The sequence below is a fragment of the Paenibacillus sp. MABNR03 genome (assembly GCF_050455445.1).
Classification (GTDB): domain Bacteria; phylum Bacillota; class Bacilli; order Paenibacillales; family Paenibacillaceae; genus Paenibacillus; species Paenibacillus xylanilyticus.
Window position 1 is genome coordinate 19636 of sequence record NZ_JBCIYR010000006.1, and the last position, 20195, is coordinate 39830.

General features: G+C 49.6%; 19 protein-coding genes. 8 read left to right on the plus strand and 11 right to left on the minus strand.

Features of this window, described 5'->3' with window-relative positions:
- Positions 1-46: 46 nt before the first annotated feature.
- Positions 47-364: a hypothetical protein gene (locus tag AAIH57_RS24320; RefSeq protein ID WP_246310869.1), complete on the minus strand. Its 318-nt coding sequence runs from the start codon at positions 362-364 to the stop codon at positions 47-49.
- A 334-nt stretch (positions 365-698) separates the two neighbouring features.
- On the opposite strand from AAIH57_RS24320, the gene AAIH57_RS24325 reads away from it, so the two are divergent.
- The 3 genes from AAIH57_RS24325 (at position 699) to AAIH57_RS24335 (ending at position 5852) form a co-directional block, all read left to right on the plus strand.
- A complete protein-coding gene (locus tag AAIH57_RS24325; protein ID WP_430023296.1) occupies positions 699-2627 on the plus strand; it encodes a heparinase II/III domain-containing protein in 1929 nt (642 codons plus the stop codon).
- Positions 2628-2740: 113 nt separating this feature from the next.
- Positions 2741-4633, plus strand: a complete 1893-nt coding sequence (locus tag AAIH57_RS24330) for a glycosyl hydrolase (protein ID WP_430023298.1) — start codon at positions 2741-2743, stop codon at positions 4631-4633.
- Positions 4634-4709: 76 nt separating this feature from the next.
- Positions 4710-5852, plus strand: coding sequence for a glycoside hydrolase family 88 protein (locus tag AAIH57_RS24335; RefSeq protein WP_175395912.1), 1143 nt, complete (start codon positions 4710-4712; stop codon positions 5850-5852).
- A gap of 283 nt (positions 5853-6135) precedes the next feature.
- Here the strand turns inward: AAIH57_RS24335 and AAIH57_RS24340 are convergent, their stop codons facing one another.
- Positions 6136-6756, minus strand: coding sequence for a class I SAM-dependent methyltransferase (locus AAIH57_RS24340; RefSeq protein ID WP_430023299.1), 621 nt, complete (start codon positions 6754-6756; stop codon positions 6136-6138).
- Positions 6757-6979: 223 nt separating this feature from the next.
- On the opposite strand from AAIH57_RS24340, the gene AAIH57_RS24345 reads away from it, so the two are divergent.
- On the plus strand, positions 6980-9346 hold the full coding sequence (locus tag AAIH57_RS24345; RefSeq protein WP_430023300.1) for an Ig-like domain-containing protein: 2367 nt from the start codon (positions 6980-6982) through the stop codon (positions 9344-9346).
- Positions 9347-9536: 190 nt separating this feature from the next.
- On the opposite strand, the gene AAIH57_RS24350 is transcribed toward AAIH57_RS24345, so the two are convergent.
- From AAIH57_RS24350 to AAIH57_RS24375, 6 genes are all read right to left on the minus strand, one after another.
- On the minus strand, positions 9537-10082 hold the full coding sequence (locus AAIH57_RS24350) for a chromate transporter (protein WP_430023301.1): 546 nt from the start codon (positions 10080-10082) through the stop codon (positions 9537-9539).
- Positions 10083-10085: 3 nt separating this feature from the next.
- Positions 10086-10673 (minus strand): chromate transporter, encoded by a 588-nt coding sequence (locus tag AAIH57_RS24355; RefSeq protein WP_175395908.1) that lies wholly within the window; start codon positions 10671-10673, stop codon positions 10086-10088.
- Between the two features lie 12 nt (positions 10674-10685).
- Positions 10686-11180, minus strand: coding sequence for an Lrp/AsnC family transcriptional regulator (locus AAIH57_RS24360; protein ID WP_175395907.1), 495 nt, complete (start codon positions 11178-11180; stop codon positions 10686-10688).
- 258 nt (positions 11181-11438) lie between these two features.
- Positions 11439-12548 carry a PAS domain-containing sensor histidine kinase gene (locus AAIH57_RS24365; protein ID WP_430023303.1) on the minus strand — a complete coding sequence of 370 codons (1110 nt, stop codon included), beginning with the start codon at positions 12546-12548 and terminating at the stop codon, positions 11439-11441.
- Positions 12541-13191 (minus strand): response regulator, encoded by a 651-nt coding sequence (locus tag AAIH57_RS24370; RefSeq protein WP_175395905.1) that lies wholly within the window; start codon positions 13189-13191, stop codon positions 12541-12543. Before AAIH57_RS24370 ends, AAIH57_RS24365 begins: the two co-directional genes overlap by 8 nt.
- Before the next feature lie 65 nt (positions 13192-13256).
- Positions 13257-13733, minus strand: coding sequence for a GAF domain-containing protein (locus AAIH57_RS24375; protein WP_175395904.1), 477 nt, complete (start codon positions 13731-13733; stop codon positions 13257-13259).
- Between the two features lie 375 nt (positions 13734-14108).
- On the opposite strand from AAIH57_RS24375, the gene AAIH57_RS24380 reads away from it, so the two are divergent.
- Positions 14109-14885 carry a Crp/Fnr family transcriptional regulator gene (locus tag AAIH57_RS24380; protein WP_175395903.1) on the plus strand — a complete coding sequence of 259 codons (777 nt, stop codon included), beginning with the start codon at positions 14109-14111 and terminating at the stop codon, positions 14883-14885.
- A gap of 109 nt (positions 14886-14994) precedes the next feature.
- Here AAIH57_RS24380 and AAIH57_RS24385 read toward each other — a convergent pair whose 3' ends face one another.
- The 3 genes from AAIH57_RS24385 to AAIH57_RS24395 all read right to left on the minus strand — a co-directional run bounded on the left by AAIH57_RS24385 (position 14995) and on the right by AAIH57_RS24395 (position 16262).
- A complete protein-coding gene (locus tag AAIH57_RS24385) occupies positions 14995-15537 on the minus strand; it encodes a GNAT family N-acetyltransferase (protein WP_175395902.1) in 543 nt (180 codons plus the stop codon).
- A 127-nt stretch (positions 15538-15664) separates the two neighbouring features.
- Complete coding sequence (locus tag AAIH57_RS24390) at positions 15665-15820, minus strand: hypothetical protein (protein WP_175395901.1); 156 nt, start codon at positions 15818-15820, stop codon at positions 15665-15667.
- 151 nt (positions 15821-15971) lie between these two features.
- A complete protein-coding gene (locus AAIH57_RS24395) occupies positions 15972-16262 on the minus strand; it encodes a hypothetical protein (protein ID WP_430023305.1) in 291 nt (96 codons plus the stop codon).
- A gap of 215 nt (positions 16263-16477) precedes the next feature.
- Here AAIH57_RS24395 and AAIH57_RS24400 point away from each other — a divergent pair, with 215 nt between their 5' ends.
- The 3 genes from AAIH57_RS24400 to AAIH57_RS24410 all read left to right on the plus strand — a co-directional run bounded on the left by AAIH57_RS24400 (position 16478) and on the right by AAIH57_RS24410 (position 20089).
- On the plus strand, positions 16478-18007 hold the full coding sequence (locus tag AAIH57_RS24400) for a DUF6359 domain-containing protein (protein WP_430023484.1): 1530 nt from the start codon (positions 16478-16480) through the stop codon (positions 18005-18007).
- A 191-nt stretch (positions 18008-18198) separates the two neighbouring features.
- Positions 18199-18828, plus strand: coding sequence for a sporulation-specific diadenylate cyclase CdaS (cdaS, locus tag AAIH57_RS24405; RefSeq protein ID WP_175395898.1), 630 nt, complete (start codon positions 18199-18201; stop codon positions 18826-18828).
- A gap of 154 nt (positions 18829-18982) precedes the next feature.
- Positions 18983-20089, plus strand: coding sequence for a Glu/Leu/Phe/Val family dehydrogenase (locus AAIH57_RS24410; protein WP_175395897.1), 1107 nt, complete (start codon positions 18983-18985; stop codon positions 20087-20089).
- Positions 20090-20195: the final 106 nt, after the last annotated feature.

Below are 20195 nucleotides of genomic sequence, written 5' to 3' on the forward strand. Positions count from 1 at the left end.
GGGTGAGTCTGGCCTTGTCGTTTGTTAGAGCTGCGCACTTAACGGGTCAGGCGATATGTGGTTCAATCGCTTGGCGATAACTGAACAGGGATTCATCAATGATAGTACGCAAGAAAACGGGATCCATATCAAATAGCAGGGATTCTGCATAACGCCAGGCGTTTTCTTCAATACGCAGCCGAATTTCCGCCTGCTCAGAAACTGTAAGAGGTCCATCGAGGAGGTTGGACAGATCCACCAATTCCACATCCTCGGCATGCCCCAGTTCATGAGCCAGAATGACATAAATATAAGCCTTTAATGGAGCCAGCGAACCAAACAGCATTCGGCATTGCTCCATAATTTCTTTTTTATATAAATACACGGTGTGGCTTCCCATGTGATATTTACCACCGACGAGACGACTGTCCGGAAAATGGGGCTCAACGTGGACAAGCACACGGCTATCGGAGCGATGCAGCAGTTCAGTTACAGCCTGATTAAATAATTCAGTATTCAGTATGGTTCACCTGTCCTCATAATGGAATAAAATACATAGACAATGAGTACCGACATACCTTTTACGAGAAAAACGTCTGAAAAGTTTCAGTTATTTTCATTATTTATTTTTTTTACAAAAGTATTCGTCCGAACTCCCTTCATTTTTGCTAAACTATGGGCTAAAATGAAATCGGTTACATAAATAGGGAGGAATTATTATGACAGTTCACCCTGGATTAAATTGGACGGCCGATTACATCATGATGGCCATGAGACATGGAGCAACCCGTAGTTTGGAGTACATCTATCGTTGGAAAGACAGATTGGCTGACACGTTGAATGATCCCGACTATGCCTCCTTCTGGTCAGATCTAGAAGTATATGAACAGAGGGCGGGTACGGAGAACCTGCCTGAACTATCCTTTTCCCTATATCGTCAATTCAGGGAGACAGGTGAACGTCACGCGTATGAGCTGGCCTATTTTGAGCGGCGGGGAAGGCTAACTGCACTGGGATTACTGGTCGCTGCATCCCCGTCTGCCGAGCGCCTGCACGTACTGGAGGACCTGATCTGGAGTGTCTGTACCGAACACACCTGGTGTCTGTCCGCTCATGTACCTGAAGGGGAAGAAGCTGGCGCGAGAGAACATATCGATTTGTTCGCTGCAGAAACAGCACAAATGCTTGCAGAGATTATTATCATGTTGAATGACATTTTGGACGAGCGTGTGGTCAAGATGGTGCGTGCTGAGATAGAGGGCAGGATCTTCACCCCGTTGTACCGAGAGCAGCGGACTTACGGTTGGGAGAACGCGGATCACAACTGGTCAGCAGTGTGCAGCGGCGGCTGCGGGATTGCGGCTCTCCTTCTGTTGGAAGATGAGCAGCTGAGGGCCAGAGCGGTGCAGCAGACGATTCATTCCATGAATGCCTTTTTGAGCGGTTATGGATTAGATGGGGGATGCGCTGAAGGTATCGGTTACTGGGTATACGGGTTTGGATTTTATGCGTATTTTGCAGAAATGCTGCGAATATTCAGTGCAGGGGAACTGGATATGTTGTCTGATCCCAAAACGAGAGCCATTGCGGCTTTCCCCGGAAATATTCATCTGTCGGGCGGGGTGTTTGTCAATTATTCGGACAGTCGTGAGCGGGAGACGATTCCGCCTGGGCTGCTTTCTCTGTTGTCCAAGCGGCAGCAGATTCAATTCAACATGGAGCATCGCATCCCGCTTCTGACCGAGGACCCCTGCCGCAGATGGGCCCATGCTCTGCGCAATATACTATGGAGTAATCAGGCTCTATTTGAAGAAAAAAGTGCAGCAGAGGAGCCGGCAGCCTTCGTTTACCTGGAGGATCTGACGTGGCTGATAACCCGAGGGACACTGGCAGCAGGAGATCAAGAGGAAATGACAGCAGCCTTTTCGGTAAAGGGCGGTCATAACGCAGAGCCCCATAATCATAATGATCTGGGACACTTTATTCTTCATGGCGGAGGAGAAAACATTCTCTGTGACCCAGGTTCAGGCGAGTATACTCAGGCCTATTTCGCACCTGGCCGGGAAAGCATTTTCCAAATTGGCTCTCGGGGGCATAGCGTTCCGGTCATTGAAGGAGCGGTTCAACAATCAGGGCGGCAGGCAGAAGCGAGCGTACTATATACCAGGCAATCGTCGCCGCAAGGGATAGAGGTCGCATTTGATTTGACGTCGGCTTATCCAGAGGCACCAAGACTGGCAAGATATATCAGGCGTTTGAGCTGGAGCGGCCCCTCTGGAACTTCCGAAGCGGAGCTTCTCCTTGAAGACCATTATCAGTGGCAGCAATTCCCTGATCCCCGGGAAGAGGGACAACGGATTGAAGAACCGCGAGTCGTTGAGCATTTTGTCAGCCGAATTCATCCTGTCATGCAGGAAGCAATGGTCCAGTGGGAAGGAAACAAGGCAGTTGTGACCCTGCATTACGATGCTGAACTATGGGATGCATGGGTGGAAGAGGTAGAAACTGTGGATCACGACCACCTGCCCCTGAAATTTTACCGGACGGCATTAACCTTACGGGAAACGGCGGATGACGACAGGGTGTCCCGGGATCATTTTGCAGCGGAGACTTGGTGCAGATTAAGATTCACTATACATTCAAGATAAGGCATAAAAGCAGTAGACAGATAAGGCCGGTTTAATGTAACGGAAACCTGATGACGACTCAAACCAATTCAGTCCCATATTGAAGTGGGGATCGGAAATGAGGGTGATTTGTTTTGTTAACGTATACATCGGATGCAGGATATCCATGGAAAGATGAACTGGAGAGGTTCCGAACAGAGGTGGAACAGGCCAAGCATGTAGAACCTAGTGGATGGAATCGGGCGCGTAAAATAGCACTCATCGAAAACATTGTACGTGCCTACTCGGGATATCAGCAGGAGAACGGTGCCATTTTGGATCCCTTCTCTGATCGGGAGCGCTATTATTCCACACCAGCCTATGCATTTGCAGCTGCTGTTCTGGTAAAGGAGGGCCGGGCTGATCTGCTCACCTCGGCTGCAGCTGCGCTGACCCACAGTATCTCACTGGTTGTTCGCGGCGAGGTTCCGGACAATCATGCCGACTTCTTTCCCATACTTATGCTAAAAGCCTACGTGCTGCTAAAGCCGCTACTGCCTGAACAAGCGACTCAATGGGCAGCCGGGCTGAAACAGATTGAACCGGAAGAAACCTATGTATTTACAATGTCCAAAATGGACAACCCCAACCGGATGATTAACTGGAATGCAATCATGATTTCAGGTGAATACCTTCGCTACCGCGAGCAGCTGGCGAGTGAAGGGACCGAATGGATGGATCATTATCTGGAGAGCTATCATCTGCCGCGTTTTACAGCGCTGGGATTGTATCAGGATGGTCCGCTGGATCGCCCAAACAGTCCGCTTGCGTACGATATTGCTACCCGCTACCACTTGGGTGTCATGCTGGACGCCGGATATGATGGAAGATGTGCATCTTCCCTGGCTGAGTCCACCCGGCGCGGGGCTTTCACTTCGCTCCTGACGTTATCTCCGCTGGGTGAAATTCCTCCGCGGGGACGCAGCTCACAGCATCAATGGAATGAAGCGGCGGCTGCGTATGTGTTCTCCAGTCATGCCTCAGCTGCGAAGCAGATGGGTGATCCCATGATGGCAGGCGTATTTGCTCGTGCAGCCAATCTTTGTTTTGCTGCCGTGGACCGGTGGAAAATGAAGGACGGCCGTCTGCATATCGTTCGGAACCGGTATGCTCCGGAAATACGCCACGGATACGAGATATATACCAACCATACGTGTTACACCCTGTGGACGGCTGCGGCACTGGCCAATGCATACCTGTGTGATCCGGGAGATGAAGTGGCTGAATTACCCATTCCGTCAGAGGTGGGGATGCGAGTCCTTCAGATGGACGGCTGGTTTGAGACGATTACGGCTTCAGTACCGGGCCAGCAAATGGTATTACATACGGCTCTGAATGATCCATATACGGTTCCCGGACTGGTACGGATTCACCAGCAGGGGCTCCCAGGACTCATTGGCCCGGCTGCTGCTGGACATACCGAGTCCGGATTCACTGAATTTTCAGAAGGGGAAACCCTGCCGATCAGTTATTGTCCGGCCTGGCGGACACCGGATGGTCAGTGGCACAGCCTGGCTGCAGGTATCCCTTCCGGATCGGAATATAATCGGGATACCGGAATCAACCCTTCCGATGGAGGGGGAGCTATCGTTTTCAACGTGGAAGAGGATGAGGGGCAGGAAACCAACAGGTTTACGGTAGACTGGATCGGTCCATTGGTCGGACTGAAGTCCCTTCGGGCGTATTATACACAGCAGCCGGGTTTGTTAACAGTCACATATGAGTTCGAAGGGGAGATTGAAGCGGCCGGAGCTGTTATCCCGCTGATGTTCAGCGATGGAGAGGAGCAGGCGGTCATCACCGTCTCCGGTGATCGTGTTCGGAGTGAGTTCCGGGGAGCGTATGTGGAATCAACCGTGCTTAATGAAGGAGCGGAGATTCGTCTGCAAAATTATACCGTGGCTTCTCGCAATGGTATGTTAAAGGAAGCACGGATGGTCTTGAGCGATAGTCAGCGGATAACGTTTACGGTTCGTCTGGGACAATGATGTGAGTCTATCCAATTTATATATATGAAGCAACGTCACGTGTGAGGGCAAGAAGAGGATATGATAAGAGGAGGCAATGCTCGTGAATACATCAACATCGGTAACATGGGTGGAAGAAGCATGGCGGCAGGGAGCGGACAAAACACTCCGGAATGCACAGCGAATCAAGGATACTTTTCCGCATATCTCCCCGCAGGGAACGTATGACCGGAATGATCCCGAGTGGTGGACAGCCGGATTCTGGCCAGGGCTGTTGTGGCTTGTGTATGGAGAATCTCCGGACGACGGAGCCGTCGCCCCGTTGTCCCGCATTGCCGAAAGCTGTGAACGGCAGCTGGAAGGCTGCCTCCGTAATCCTGATTCGGTGGACCATGATCTGGGATTCATCTGGCTGCTTAGCGGCGTAGCATCCTACCGCCAGACGGGCAGTATGGACAGCCGGCGGCGGGGGATGCTTGCAGCCAATCTGTTTGCAGCTCGGTTCAACGTGCGCGGCCAGTTCATCCGTGCCTGGAACTTCAACTCGTCCACCATGGATACACGCGGCGTAGCCATCATTGACAGCATGATGAACCTGCCGCTGCTCTACTGGGCATCCGAGCAGAGCGGAGACCCCCGCTTCCGCTTGCTGGCGGAAGCACATGCGGACACCGTAGCGCGTGAGTTCATCCGCGCGGACGGGTCCATCTGCCACGTGGTGGAGTTCGACCCACTCACGGGGCAGAAGCTGTGCGAGCATGGCGGACAGGGCCATGCTCCAGGTTCCGCCTGGGCGCGGGGCACCGCCTGGGCGCTGCATGGTTTTGCGCTGTCTTACCGGTATACGGGCGAAGCCCGCTATCTGGAGACAGCGGAACGCGCGGCCGATTTCTTCCTCGCCATGCTTGGCGAAGATATCGTGCCGTTCTGGGATTTTCGCGCACCAGCGGAGCATCAGGTGGCGTGGGACTCGTCCGCCGCAGCGATTGCCGCGAGCGGTCTGCTGGAGCTGGCGAAGCTGTCGCCGCGCGGAGAGGCATATGCCGCAGCGGGGGAGCGCATCGTGCGCGGCCTGCATGAGCGCTACAGCTCAGGCGAGTCAGCGGCGGAAGAGGGGCTGATCATGCAGGGAACGGTGCATTACCCGGAGGGGCGGGGTTTGAACGTGCCGATCATATACGGCGACTATTTCTATATGGAGGCGCTGGCGAAGCTGCGCGGGCGTCCAGGTTTATTTTAAGGCCAACATTTCGGGAATTGAATTATCCAATGATCGCGCCGATCATAGGGATGAAGAAATGAAAGGGCGATCTGCCTGATTCCTCATAAATCAGCATTTTGCATCAATGGATTCCACTCGCTTCGGGGTACAATATATAGACGAATAGGACCATTTCGATCTATATATTAAAGATTGGAAGTCGCTTATTGGATTTATGCAAAATGCTCAAATAAGAAACCACCTGACGCAGTCCAGTTTCCATTGGACTGTTGTAGGGTGGTTTTCTCGCTTTGAGCTTGCTTCATTTAGTTGTTTTTTTGCTTGAAGGGGTGCGTCTAAGGACGACGAAGTCCGCTGAAGACTGATCGGGATATCGCTGGGGGATGATCTCTTGTACCTTGAAGTCGGGATAATCGAACAGGTAATGGAACAGGTTGCGATCCTGAATGGTGTCGACACCCGGATTGCCGTTTTCTTTTAAACGTGTGTACAGGACCACCCACTCCTTCGATGAATGCAGAATATCATAGAGCGTATTGCGGAAATCGGTCTCATCGGTGATGTGGTAGAGTACATCAAGGCAGACCGTAAGGTCAGCCATCAGAAAGCCCCGGTTAATCCACAGACCAGGTGTATAGAGCATGAAGCTTTTGGAGGAATCGGTGGCAAACTTCGAGGCGCACAGGCGCACCGAAGAGGCAGCGACATCTACACCCAGGTACTCTTTATAGTTCATATACTGCAGCTGATTGCCGTCCCCACACCCAAACTCGATGACACTGGAAATGCCCTCTCGCTGGATCAATCGGTTCACGACCTCGGCCTTGAATTCAGCCAGAACCCCGTAAGACCCACGTCCAGAAGTTTCCCCGGAACGGTATGTTTGCTCCCAATATCCGATGTAATCAAAAGGCTGCCGCATGTTTCCCCTCCCATCCTGTACAATTCAGTTGCTCGCGCTTATGAGATAGCAATATAGATAGGTTATGCGGAATGCTGGCAGGTATGATTCCTTGGGAAAAAGACAGTTTTAAGCATTCATTTCCAATCATTTTCCTGAAAAATCGCTGAAAGTCTAAACATCTGGAAAGAACTTGCCGACATTAACTTTAAGGAAAAAAATGATGATTAATCGGGGGGAAATGATGTTAAAGCCAAGATTGACCAAGTACATGGTGATGATGCTGGTATTGGTGCTGAGTATTTCCAACGTAGGCTTGGCCGCTGCGGCAGATAAGGAACTGTCCAAGATTGTAGTTTCCAAAAATGAAGTGGCGCTTGAAGTAGGAGAATCCAGTTCGGTGACGGCTACAGGAGTCTACACGGATGCTTCGACAAGCAATATTACAGTAAATGCAAGCTGGAGCAGTGATGACACTGCGGTGGCTACGGTATATAACGGAACAATTACAGCCAAAGGTGAGGGGCAGGCAACTGTCATCGTGTCCTACGAAAATAAGCCTCAATCCATTCAGGTGAATGTAACCAAAAAGGTTAAGGCGTTGACCAAGGATAAGCAAACCATTGATATTCGTACAGGAGAATCCGATCAGATCACATTGACTGCAACTTACAGTGATAACACTTCTGAATCGGTGTCCGAAATTGCGGAATGGTCTTCTGATGACGATCAGGTAGCGACTGTAGTTAACGGGAAGGTCACTGGCCAAAGCGCAGGTACTGCCCTAATTACAGGTAAGGTGGGAAAACAGTCTGTTACCGTTGAGGTAAATGTCGAAGTCGTGAAGCGGATCGATACAGACAAAAAGCAAGTGAACCTGCTGTTGAACAAAAGTGACAAAGTCGTTATAACGGCAACCTATCCAGATGGAACGACCAGAGATGTAACTTCTCTTGCAGATTGGAGCTCCAGCGATGAGAAAATTGCTGATGTACTTAAAGGCACCATCACGGGTTATGCTGCGGGTTCTGCTGTAATCACAGCTAAGTACGGCACTAAGACGGTTTCGATTGATGTGGATGTGGACCGGACGAGCAATCTGAAGATCGATGAGCAAAAGTTATTCTTCAAGTTGAGTAATACGGATCGTTCCAAACAACTGACGTTGACGGCAATCTATCCGGATAGTTCAGATGCAGATGTAACCAATACGGCAGTGTGGACGTCCAGTAATGAAAAGGTTGCTACCGTATATAAAGGGCAAGTTACGGCCATTGGCCAAGGTACAACTACGGTCAAAGCTAGCTACAGTGGTAAAACCGTTGAAATAACGGTAGATGTAGACACGGCACGTTATCTGGACGTTGTAGACGTTGAAGATAAACTGGCAATGAGTTTGACTGGAACAAAAGAAAAAGAACTTACGGTCAATGCAGAGTATGTGGACGGAAGCACGGAGAACGTGACATCCAAAGCAACGTGGAGTTCAAGCGATGAAGATATTGTGTATGTATCCGAAGGAAAACTTACTGCTTACAAATCGGGGCAGGCAACCATTACAGTGGCTTATGGCGGCAAAACGGTCAAAATCACTGTAAGTGTGGATGTCCCGGACAAATATGAAATGCAAAATAAGAAAAAATCAATCGGTGTGGGTGATACCTTTACGGCAGAGGTCCTTGCTGTATATGGAAACACATCCAAAGCTGTTACTGAAGATGTAGAGTGGAGCAGCAGCAGTGATAAGGTTGCCGAAGTGTCCAAAGATGGCGAAGTCAAAGGTATCGCTGTCGGCAAGGCAACAATTACTGCTAAAGTGGATGGAAAAACACTGACCATGTCTGTTGAGGTTGGTATGGCAAGCGGGCTTGAAGCGGACGTAAACTTTATCGCACTGGCTTCCAAAGAGACGCAGCAGATTACCCTGACCGGGACAGATGAAGATGGGAATACGCTGGATGTAACTTCAGAAGCAACCTGGAAAACGAGTAACGCTCGTGTAGCTGACGTTAAAAAAGGTTTGGTTACGGCGAACGGAAGCGGTAAAGTCAACATTACAGCGGAGTATGGTTCCCAAAAAGTGACGATCGCGATCGAAGTAGACGTCATTGCCCGCATTGAGGCATCGGAGCCTGCCGTATCCATGAAATCCGGCGAGACAGCTGATATTACTGTTGTAGCTTATTTTAACGACGGCAGCGAACGTGACGTTACGGACAAAGCCGAATGGAAAACCAACAGCTACAAAGTAGCCCAGGTAACCAAAGGCAAAGTAAAAGCAATTGGTTCAGGTAAAGCGAAAGTAACTGCAAAATACGGCAGCAAGTCCGTAACTGTGGCCATCGATGTAGATACTTTGAAATATCTGCAAACCGATAAGGTAACCCTGACCATGAAACCGGGTGACAAAGTTACCGTGGTGGCAACAGCAACGTATGCAGATGGCAGCGAAGCAAATGTCTCCAAACCGGCACTCTGGAAGTCATCCCGCATTGCAACAGCAACGGTGAAAGATGGCATTATCCAGGCTAATGGTAAAGGTAAAGCAACAATTACGGTAAGCTATGCTGGCGTGAAAACCAAAGTGACGGTCGTAGTTGAAGCGAAATAAAGTTTGTTTTTAATATGTGAACGTGAAGTGTGTAATTTAATAAACGGTGGCGACAGCATGATGCTGGCGTCACCGTTTTTTTGTATGGATATTCGTATACTGTTCTTGCATCTAGCATTGAAAGCAGCCTGTTCGTGTCAGTCCGTTATCTTTGAGTTCAATCCGTAATCAGTCATCCCTGATCTATCACTTACATCGTATGGGACAGAACAAGCGCACCGTATGCAAAAGCAATCACAATTAGAATAGCGGGATGCAGCTTGGTTTTGGTCATCACCCATAACGAAATCCCGGCGATGATAAGTGTCTGCCAGATCCCGATGGAAGCGGTAGATACTTGGCCGAATTCCCAAGTGAGCAGAATCATGAGCACTGCGATGACCGGCTGCACAAGCAGTGTCATACCTTTCACTTTGGGTGAAGTACGATACTTGTTCAACAGGCGAAGCAGCAGGATCAGTGCGGCTGCCGAAGGGACAATCGTGGCAAAACTGGCGATAAATGCCCCGAACCAGCCAGCCACCTGATAACCGACAAATGCGGCAATCTTGGTTGCGATTGGACCCGGGAGAGCATTTCCGATCGCGAGCACATCGCCGAATTGCTCTGTCGTCATCCATTTATAATGGTTGACCACTTCTTCCTGCATTAACGGGATGGAGGCAGGACCGCCTCCGTATCCCAATATATTCGCTACGAAAAATCCCCAAAACAACTCCCACCACGTCTGAAGCATCGTTTAGGACACCTCCTTGTCGGAGCTGCGCTTGGACTTGAAGCGCTGAACCAGATCCAGGTGAAACACCCCATAGCCAAGAAAGACGGCTACTACAATTCCGGGATGAATATTCAGCAGCTGCAATAGAACAAACGCGATGACGCCAAACAGGACGGCAAAGGTTTTACCCAGTCCGGACCATGCCTTTTTGGCAAATTCATAAGCCATCATGCCCAGCATCACAAAGATCACTGGGCGAACGGCTGCCACCATGCCGGCAACGATCTTCGACTCACGCAGCGCGTACATGGAGCCGAGCAGAGCAATGATGGCAATACTTGTTGGCAAAATGTGTGCAAGTACAGAAACGATGGCGCCGAGCACGCCTTTGGTTTTATAACCGAGATAAGCGGCCATCTTGGTCGCAATAGGTCCTGGCAGCGCGTTGGCAATCGCCAAAATCTCGCCAAATTCCTCATCACTCACCCATTGGTAACGGGTGACGGCTTCATAGCGGATCAGCGGAATAACCGAAGGACCGCCGCCATAACCCAATATCCCGGTTCGCACCATACCCGTAACAAGACCAGTGTAATCTTTCCAACCCATGCAGTTTTCCTCCTACAGTCTCATGCCCATTCGGCTTTTATATCGTTTTAACAACAACTGAGATTCGACCTTCACGATACCAGGCATCTTATAGAGCTTCTCCAGCAAAAACTGCTCCATCTCTTCCATGTCTGCAAAAATACCATGCATATGCAGTGTACTTGGGCCTGTCATATGGTAGAGGCTGGTCACTGCCGGCTCATCGTCCAGCTTCTCGGCCACTTCGTCCAGGAATGGCGGCTCCACATCCACATTAAAAAAAGCGGAGACCTGAAGCCCAACCTTACCTGGATTGATCACTACCGTGAATCGTTCGATAATGCCCTTTTCGGATAGAGCATTGATACGAGCCTGAACGGCCACACGGGACAAACCGATCTGCGTACCCAGATCCGTGTAGGAGATCCGGCTGTTCTGGTGCAGAGCGGCTATAATTTTCCGATCGATCGCGTCCAGATTGTACATTTGCGGGATTTCTCCTCCTTTGGAGGAGCGTTTTTCTGACATGATGGACCATCCTTTTCGTTCTGTATATGGAATATAAAATGTTAACCTTCAACAATACAATTTGCATGCAGCATTCATATTTTAATGACGAATCGTAATTGGAGTCAACATATTTATCCATCATATTGAATTTATCCGATTATGAGCTTTCATTTTGTCATTTGTACCAAAAGTAAACCCAAAGAGGCCGCTCTTGGAATAAATCCATGAGCAGCTTTTTTCTCTAGGCAGTGGGCAAGGGCCCACATTCGAACCTGTCTAAACACTTCTGGGCAGATGAAACGTAATGCTTGTACCTTCACCAGGCTCGGAAGATAACGTCAGCGTTCCTCCTGCACCGCGAGCACGTTCTTCCATACTGAACAATCCGACGCCATTGCCTGCGGTTTGCACATTGAACCCGGCACCTTGATCCGCAATAGTTACAACCGTGCCTTCCTGTGAATCTTCCACGGTTACCTGTGCTTCGGCGACATCGGCATACTTGGCGATATTGGTTAATGCTTCCTGGATAATTCGGTACATCGCGATCTCCCGATTCATTTCCAGCCGTCTGCGCAGGTTGCATCTCAGATCCACTTCAATGCCGTAGTGGCGGGTATAATTCTCAATATAAGTACGGATGGCTGGAACGACACCAAGGTCATCGAGTACGGAAGGTCTGAGTTCCCAGGCCATGCCCCGTACATCTTCCATAATCCCGGTGACCTGCTTACGCAGAGCTTCCACACCGGAATGGGGCTTGTCAGCCAGGAGCTGATCCATCTGAATCACGAGCGAGAAGAGACTCTGTCCGATTCCGTCATGCAGCTCGCGGGAAATTCGGCGGCGTTCCTCTTCCTGAATATTCATGACCTGGGTCATCATCGTCTGCAACTCGCCTTCCACCCGTTTCAGCTTCGTCACTTCACTGCGGACAGCCAAATATTGATAGGGTTCCCCGTCATTGTCGAGAAAAGGCACAATCGTTGTATTCACCCAATAGTGGCTGCCATCCTTCGCGCGGTTACGAATTTCCCCGTTCCATACTCGTCCCGAAGAGATGGTTTCCCAGAGGTTTTTCATGAACGTTTTGCCATGATATCCGGAATTGATGATCCGGTGGTCCTGACCAATTAGTTCCTCTCGTTGATATTGTGAAATTTCGCAAAATTTATCGTTCACGTACTGGATTTTTCCTTTGCGATCCGTGAGGGCTACGATGGAGGACTCATCCAGTGCAAATTTCAGATCACTAAGCTGGTGCAGTGAACCTTTCAGTCTGCTGCGAAACTCGTCATCGGTGATGTGGTTGTCCAGCTCATCCAGCAGCTGCAGTACAGGCTGTTCCGCAAGTCCGCTAAGTCTGTTTTCGCGTGCACTACTCAAAGTTTAACAGCCCCTTTTTCATCGCAAACTTGACCAGTTCAGGTCTGGTCCGCAGGCCCAGCTTCTCCATCAGATTGCTTTTGTGGGATTCGACCGTTTTGACACTGATGACCAGATGCTCGGCAATTTCCTTGTTGGCGTAACCTTTCGCGATCCAGGACAAGATTTCTTTCTCCCGCTCAGAGAGGGTGTCATATGGCCCGGCGTTTTCCTGTTTGGATTTGTCCAGGTATTCACTCATTAGCCGTTTGGTGGCACTAGGATACAGATAGGCACTGCCATCTGCTACGGAGCGGATAGCTGCTAGCAGCTCCTCGTGTGGTGCGCTCTTGAGAATATATCCGGAAGCACCCGCATGGATCGCACGGAACAGATACTCTTCATCGTCATGCATGGTCAAAATGAGAATGGCCACGTCCGGCATCAACTTTTTCAATTCGGCGGTAGCGGTTAACCCGTCTTTGCCTGGCGGCATGCTAAAATCCATCAATACAACATCCGGCTTCAATTCCTGTGCCTTGGCAATGGCTTCGTCTCCATCTGCTGCATCGCCCACGATCCGGATTTCATTCTTGCCGTCCAGCAGGGCAATCAGCCCGGAACGTACAACGACATGATCGTCGACAACCAATAATTGAATCACTAGTTTTCCCCCTGTCCGCTTGCTTGGTTCTATCATCATGATACCAAAAAAAGCCACCCAGAGGTTTAATCTCTGAATAGCTCTTCTTCCTTCTGTACTTCCAAGGGGCTTATCCGTAAAGAGTGGGCTCCAACGGTTTGGGCTGCCAGCTCCGCTTGCCGGATGATGTCCGGTGAGAACGTGCAGGGCTGTCTGCTGCCAACAAGCAGCACCGCATCAGGTACGCTGCCCTCGTGGAACACAGGCACGGCTATGGCACATAGCAGCCGCTCCGCGATCATCAACGGACAACGGCCCGGCGTACTGGCATTTGTGGATCCTTCATCAGACAGGGACGTGCGGCCTGTCCTAAGAGCTGTACCCACAAGGTCTTGTCCCGGACGCATTTCCATGCGTGTTACGCGTTCGTTGGTTTCACCGGAGGTATATTTCCAGCGCAGCATGGACCTGGACAGACAGGCAAGTCCGCAAAAATCGGCGGATGTGTTCAGGCGCAGATTGTTGATCATCTCCTGAATGCCGGACGGCAGTTCATCGTGCATGAGAGACACTTCCTTTTTGGAATGATACCGTTAGCTTAGACTCGGTGAAATGGATATCGTTAACCTTTGACCAAGGTGTCCTGAAATATATATTTGTATGTTAGTTCTATTGTAGTCCCATTCGTCCGGGTTGTAATTCAGGGAATCCCCCGATTTCGGTTCTGCAATGTACTGATCTTGGTTAACAGACGGCCCTCAATCCTTATGCAGCAAGAGCTTTACTACATGACAACATGAGTATGCCATCATAGGATGTGACTTTTCTCACAGCAAATTCAGGGAATTTATCAGCCAGGTTCAGGTAATCCCCCGATAACGTTCCCGCCGGTTTCGCGATAAGATAGATTCATAAGGAAACACGAGGGGGACGAACAAATGGGTACGGTATTTATAGAAAGAACAACCCAAGCGACAGAACGGGAACAGGCGGAGGGAAGCAAGATGACACGGGAGACAGGCGGAATACTTTCGTTCGTAACAGCTGAACAGTGGGCCTGGATTGAGGCCAAAATGCAGCCTAAACGGGTGAAGTCGGGGTATAGTCTCTTTCTGGAAGGTGATGAAGCCGGATATCTGTACTACATTCGTTCGGGGCGCGTGAAAATGACCAAATCGACGGAGGACGGCAAGGAAATCATTCTCTCGATTCAGCAAAAAGGGGATCTCATCGGTGAGTTCGGCGGTATTGGCGGGCTGAATCATAGCTATAGTGCCGAGATGACGGAGAAAGGTGAACTTGCAATCATCTCGCTCAGTGATCTGGAAAGTGTGCTTAGTAAACATGGAGACCTTGCCTTGAAATTCCTGCAGTGGATGGCACTTTCACAGCGCATTACTCAATCGCGTTTCCGGGATCTGCTGCTCTATGGCAAGGCTGGAGCTCTGGCTTCGACACTGATCCGTGCCAGCAACTCGTATGGCAAAATCACTCCTGAGGGGATCGTACTCGAGATGAAATTGAATCATACGGAGCTTGCGGAGATGATTGGAGCTACTCGGGAGAGTGTGACACGGATGCTGGGAGCATGGAAGGAACAGGGTACGCTGGACACACTGGATGGCAAATTGATGATTCGTGATCTGGCAGCCCTGCGCTGTATGTGTGGGTGTCCCACATTCCCAAGCTGCCCAGCGGAGTTATGCCGGCTTTAGTTCGCCAGAGTTTTCGATCCATATATTAAATCTTCATTGGCGATTGGGGTCGTTACGGAGATAAAAAAGCTGATATCGGTATCAACCGATATCAGCTTTTTTAAGTGCTTTAATCTTGACGAACTAGGCTCGCATATTCCCTGGCGAGGATCGAATAGACCAACGAATCGTGAAATTCTCCCTTGTAAAACCAGTGCTCCCGCATCATTCCTTCATACTGCATGCCGATCTTCTGCATCACTTTCTCCGATGCCTTGTTGTTCGGCCGACATTTGGCATAGATTCGATGCACACCGAGTGTGTTAAAACCCAAACCGAGCAATGCCAGGCTCGCTTCGGCAGCGTAGCCTCTCCCCTGATACGTTGGATTCATCACATAACCCATCTCCGCATTGGTGCCTTCCGTGTATATGCCTACGCTGCCTACCAGCGTACCATCTGTTTTCAGGCAGACCGCAAGGTCGAATTGGTTTCTTGGCTCATCCTGTTGTGTTAGCAAAACCTGTTCAATGTAAGCCGTGGTATCTTGTTCCGTGTTGGGTCCCCATGCCGTATACCTGGTTACTTCAGGTGATATGGTGTACGTATGTATGCTTTCCCAGTCGTCTATGCGAATTTCTCGCAGGGTCAGCCGTTCTGTCTCCGCTTGCATGTCATTCACTCTCCCCGGGTCCATGATTAAGTCCATTCTACCTGTATCCAGATCACGATTGAAACAAAAAAATAACCCACGATAGATTCAGATCTGAATCTGTCATGAGCCATTTAACATCGATATGTTATTGTGGTTGTTTACATTGAACGGCAGGATAAGTATAAGCCAGCTTGCGAATGATTTCTTTTTGCCACTTCGTATCACCCAGGGTTGTTGCCAGGTTCAGAAGATCCAGATAATCGTCGAGCTGCAGTGATGCTTTTTGCAGAGTTGTATTCATATGATGTTCGTTCCCCTTTAGCTATATGATCGAAAATTCATGTAAAGTTGATTGGAATGAGAGACAAGCTCAAGAATGATAATCATTATCACGTATAAGTTTATTATGCTATGAATTCAACCAAAAATCAATGCCGAGTCACTGATTTGCCTTAATTTTTTTTCGAGAAGAGGCCCATCCATAACAGATATGGGATGTATACACCCAGATAAGCAGACGGATAAAGGAACCAGCCATTCAGCAAAAAATGGTGAATTTCAGTGGTAAAGGTGGTCATATGTGCATTGGTGGCATACACATCTCCGGCAATGACCGTGGCTGCACTATAGAAACATATGAGAGCCAGGACATGAAACAGCCGCTCCACCATCCGGGAACGAAGAGCAAGAAATACCATCATCAGAGGGACGATGATCAGAAGCAGCAAAAAGATAAACTTCATGGTATGTGTCTCCTTTATCATGTGTTTGGTAAATAGTATGGGCAGGTTAATTATGCAGCAAACTTTTTTCAAAAATTTTACATAAACAAAGAGGAATTCATCATATGAAAGATTAAATTAAAATGGACAACCCATTAAAAGGTAAATCCGAGGAGGAGAAGGAGAACATGAAGAAGGCGTTATGGCAGCACTGGATCGGGGCATTCCTGGTCTTCATGATGATGACAACTGCATTGCTTGGGCCAGGTTTACAGAGTCCGGTACAGGCTGCAGCAGCACCACTTACCGTATCTCAGGCTATTGCTGCTCAGAGCGGTGGAGGAACGGCGACTGTCGAAGGTTATATTGTTGGTCATGCCACCGGTTCGCTTACAGCCAAGTTTACGTCTCCTTACGCCAATGATTTTAACTTTCTGATTGCGGATTCCCCTTCAGAGAAGGCAAACGCTAAATTATTGGATGTGCAAGTTTCCTCATCATTTCGCTCGCAATATGGACTGGCTACCAATCCGGGTCTCGTAGGCAAGAAGGTCATCGTAACCGGATCACTTGGTGCTTACAACAGTTATGCAGGACTCAAAAATCCAACTTCCATCTCCCTTTCTTCCGGAACAACCAATCCAGACCCTGATCCCGAACCGAACCCTGGCACGACGCTGCCCGATGGCACAGGCAAAAAAGTATTGTTCGACAACACCCATGCCCAAACTGCCGGAGCTGCGGACTGGATCATTGATGGAGCATTTTCGGACTTTGCAAATGGTTTGCGAAACGCAGGCTTTGCCGTGGATCAGCTGGAACGCAGCATCCCGTATACATTCGGTGAGCAGGCCATTACCTATACTAAATTAAAAGATTATGATGTCTTCGTTATTGGCGAAGCCAACGTGCCATTCAAAGCGACAGAGCAGGCTGCACTGCTGCAATACGTACAGAATGGCGGCAGCGTGTTCTTCATCTCTGATCACTATAATGCAGACCGCAACAAAAACCGCTGGGACTCCTCCGAAGTATTTAACGGATATCGTCGCGGGGCATTCCTGAACCCGGCTAAGGGGATGTCTTCGGCAGAAGCCGAATCCCCAGCCATGCAGGGGGTTACTAGCTCGGACTGGCTGGCAACAAACTTCGGCATCCGTTTCCGCTACAACGCACTTGGTGATGTGAATGCCACGGATATCGTTGCTCCGTCACAGTCATTTGGAATTACAAGCGGAGTGAATGCAGTAGCAATGCACGCAGGATCCACGGTGGCTGTTATTGATCCAAACAAGGCCAAAGGATTGGTCTATATTCCAAGCGGTGTGTCCAAATGGGGCAACGCGGTCGATCAGGGCGTATACAATGGCGGCGGACGTGCTGAAGGTGCATATGCAGCCATAGCCAAGGTAGGTGCAGGCAAGGCAGCATTCATTGGTGATTCCTCTCCTGTGGAAGATGCGACTCCGAAGTATTTGCGTGAAGAAACGGGTGCTTCCAAAAAGACCTATGACGGATTCAAAGAGGCTGATGATGCCACGTTCCTCGTCAATACCGTGAAATGGCTCGCGGTAAAAGAAAGCTATACGAGCCTGTCACAGGTGTCTGGTCTGACATTAGACACACCGACAAGCCTGCTTGCCATCGAAGCTCCGGCTGCATCTACAGAACCGCAGCTCGAGCCATGGTCAGCTCCGGCTGCAGGGTACAAATGGTATGATCCAGCTACGTTCAGGAAAGGATCTTATGGCGCAGTTACTCCATAATTTCTAACATCTCAACGTTGTGAGTAAAGGATTTTTGGATTGAAGCCTGTTTGTAGCGGTAACGTTGCAGACAGGCTTTTTCTGTGCACAGCATAGTGAACGGTGAATTTCTTTTGGTATAAATGAACATTGCCAGGGGAAATGTATAGGTTAACTATGTTGGCATGCAGAATAGAAGGGGGAGGCTCCGAATGATGAACCGGCAAGCAGATTGTGATAGCTCGTCCATGAGACAAAGGCTGAAGGAAGATCTGCATCGTGTAGCGGATCGGATGAATCTGACGTTATCCCGTTTTGACAATGACAGTGTCTGTCTGCTGGGGCAGTTCGCCGAGATTCGGACCGAGATCAAGCAGATTGAGGTACTTGCTTCTTCTTTTTATCTGGATTGTTACCTGTCTCCCTTCACCGAGAAGTTTGCTGAGCTGACCGCTAGTGTACAGCATCTGTCCGATCGAAGATATGGTGCTCTTATTGTCATTGAACGCGAGGTGCCTCTTGACCCTATTATTCATTCAGGCGTTGTGATTGATGCAAAAGTTACTCATGCACTGCTTGAATCACTATTTATTCCGGGTGCGCCTCTGCATGATGGAGCGGTTCTGATCCGTGGCAACCAGATCGTCTCTGCAGGCAATGTCCTTCCACTGTCACAGGCTGTAGCAGGGGAACGTAAAATCGGAACGCGTCATCGGGCCGCACTGGGGCTGAGTGAACTGACGGATGCCGTTGTGCTCGTGGTTTCCGAGGAGACCGGACAGGCATCTTTTGCCGTAGAAGGGGATTTGCATCCAATCAACGTGGTCGAGACGCTCCATTAATGCTGCTCGAAAATGAACGCTTTTTGCAAAAAGCGACTCTTACATAGTGATGTGATTTTGCACATTCTTGGCTTATCTAGGTACAATAGAGGATGGCAAAAATAAAGAAACCTTGCGAATTGCCCGCAAAAATGGTTGGAGGAGACGGTGAAACATGAGTTGGTTTGAAGTAATGGAACACCATGATTATGAGGAACTGGTCCTGTGTCAGGACAAAGCTTCCGGGTTAAAGGCGATTATCGCCATTCACGATACAACACTTGGCCCTGCACTGGGCGGCACTCGGATGTGGACGTATGCTTCAGAAGAGGCTGCCATCGAAGACGCACTGCGCCTTTCGCGGGGGATGACATATAAAAATGCCGTATCCGGCTTGAATTTTGGCGGCGGTAAAGCCGTTATTATTGGCGATCCGCGCCGTGACAAGAATGAGGCCATGTTCCGTGCATTCGGAAGATATATTCAAGGTCTGAACGGACGTTATGTAACTGCAGAAGATGTGGGAACTTCGGAAGAAGACATGAACCTGATCTATCAGGAGACCGATTATGTAACAGGCATATCCCCAAGCTACGGTTCGTCGGGGAACCCGTCTCCAGCAACAGCATGGGGAGTATATCGGGGGATGAAGGCGGCAGCCAAAGAAGCATTTGGCACGGATCTGCTGGAAGGCAAAACGGTCGCCGTTCAAGGCGTCGGAAACGTGGCCATGAGTCTGTGCAAATATTTGTACGAGGAAGGTGCCCGCTTGATTGTGACGGATATTCACAAGGATTCCGTGAAGCAGGCAGTGGATCGCTTCGGTGCAGCGGCTGTAGATCCGGCGGACATTACGGGCGTGGAATGTGACATCTATGCACCGTGCGCCCTTGGTGGAACGATTAATGATGATACGCTTAAAACACTCAAAGCCAAAGTGGTTGCAGGGTGTGCCAACAATCAGCTGCTGGAGACCCGACATGGAGACAAACTGCATGAGATGGGCATCGTATACGCTCCGGACTATGTGATTAATGCGGGCGGAGTCATCAACATCGCAGATGAATTGAATGGATACAATGCAGAGCGTGCGTGGAGCAAGATCGGAGAGATCTACGCCAGTTTGGAGAAAATCTTCGAAACGTCCCGTACCGAAGGCATCGCCACTTATATTGCCGCAGACCGTCTGGCCGAACGCCGGATTGAGCTGATGAAGAATACACGAAGCACCTTTCTGCAACAAGGTCATCATGCACTGAGTGCCCGGAGATTGCGCGGGTAAATCAGTGATTACCTTGAATTTAGGCAAGTGATATAGCTCCTTAACAGAAGCAAAAAAAAGGCAGGCATCCCAAATGGGATCCTGCCTTTTTTGATAGATGCACAGC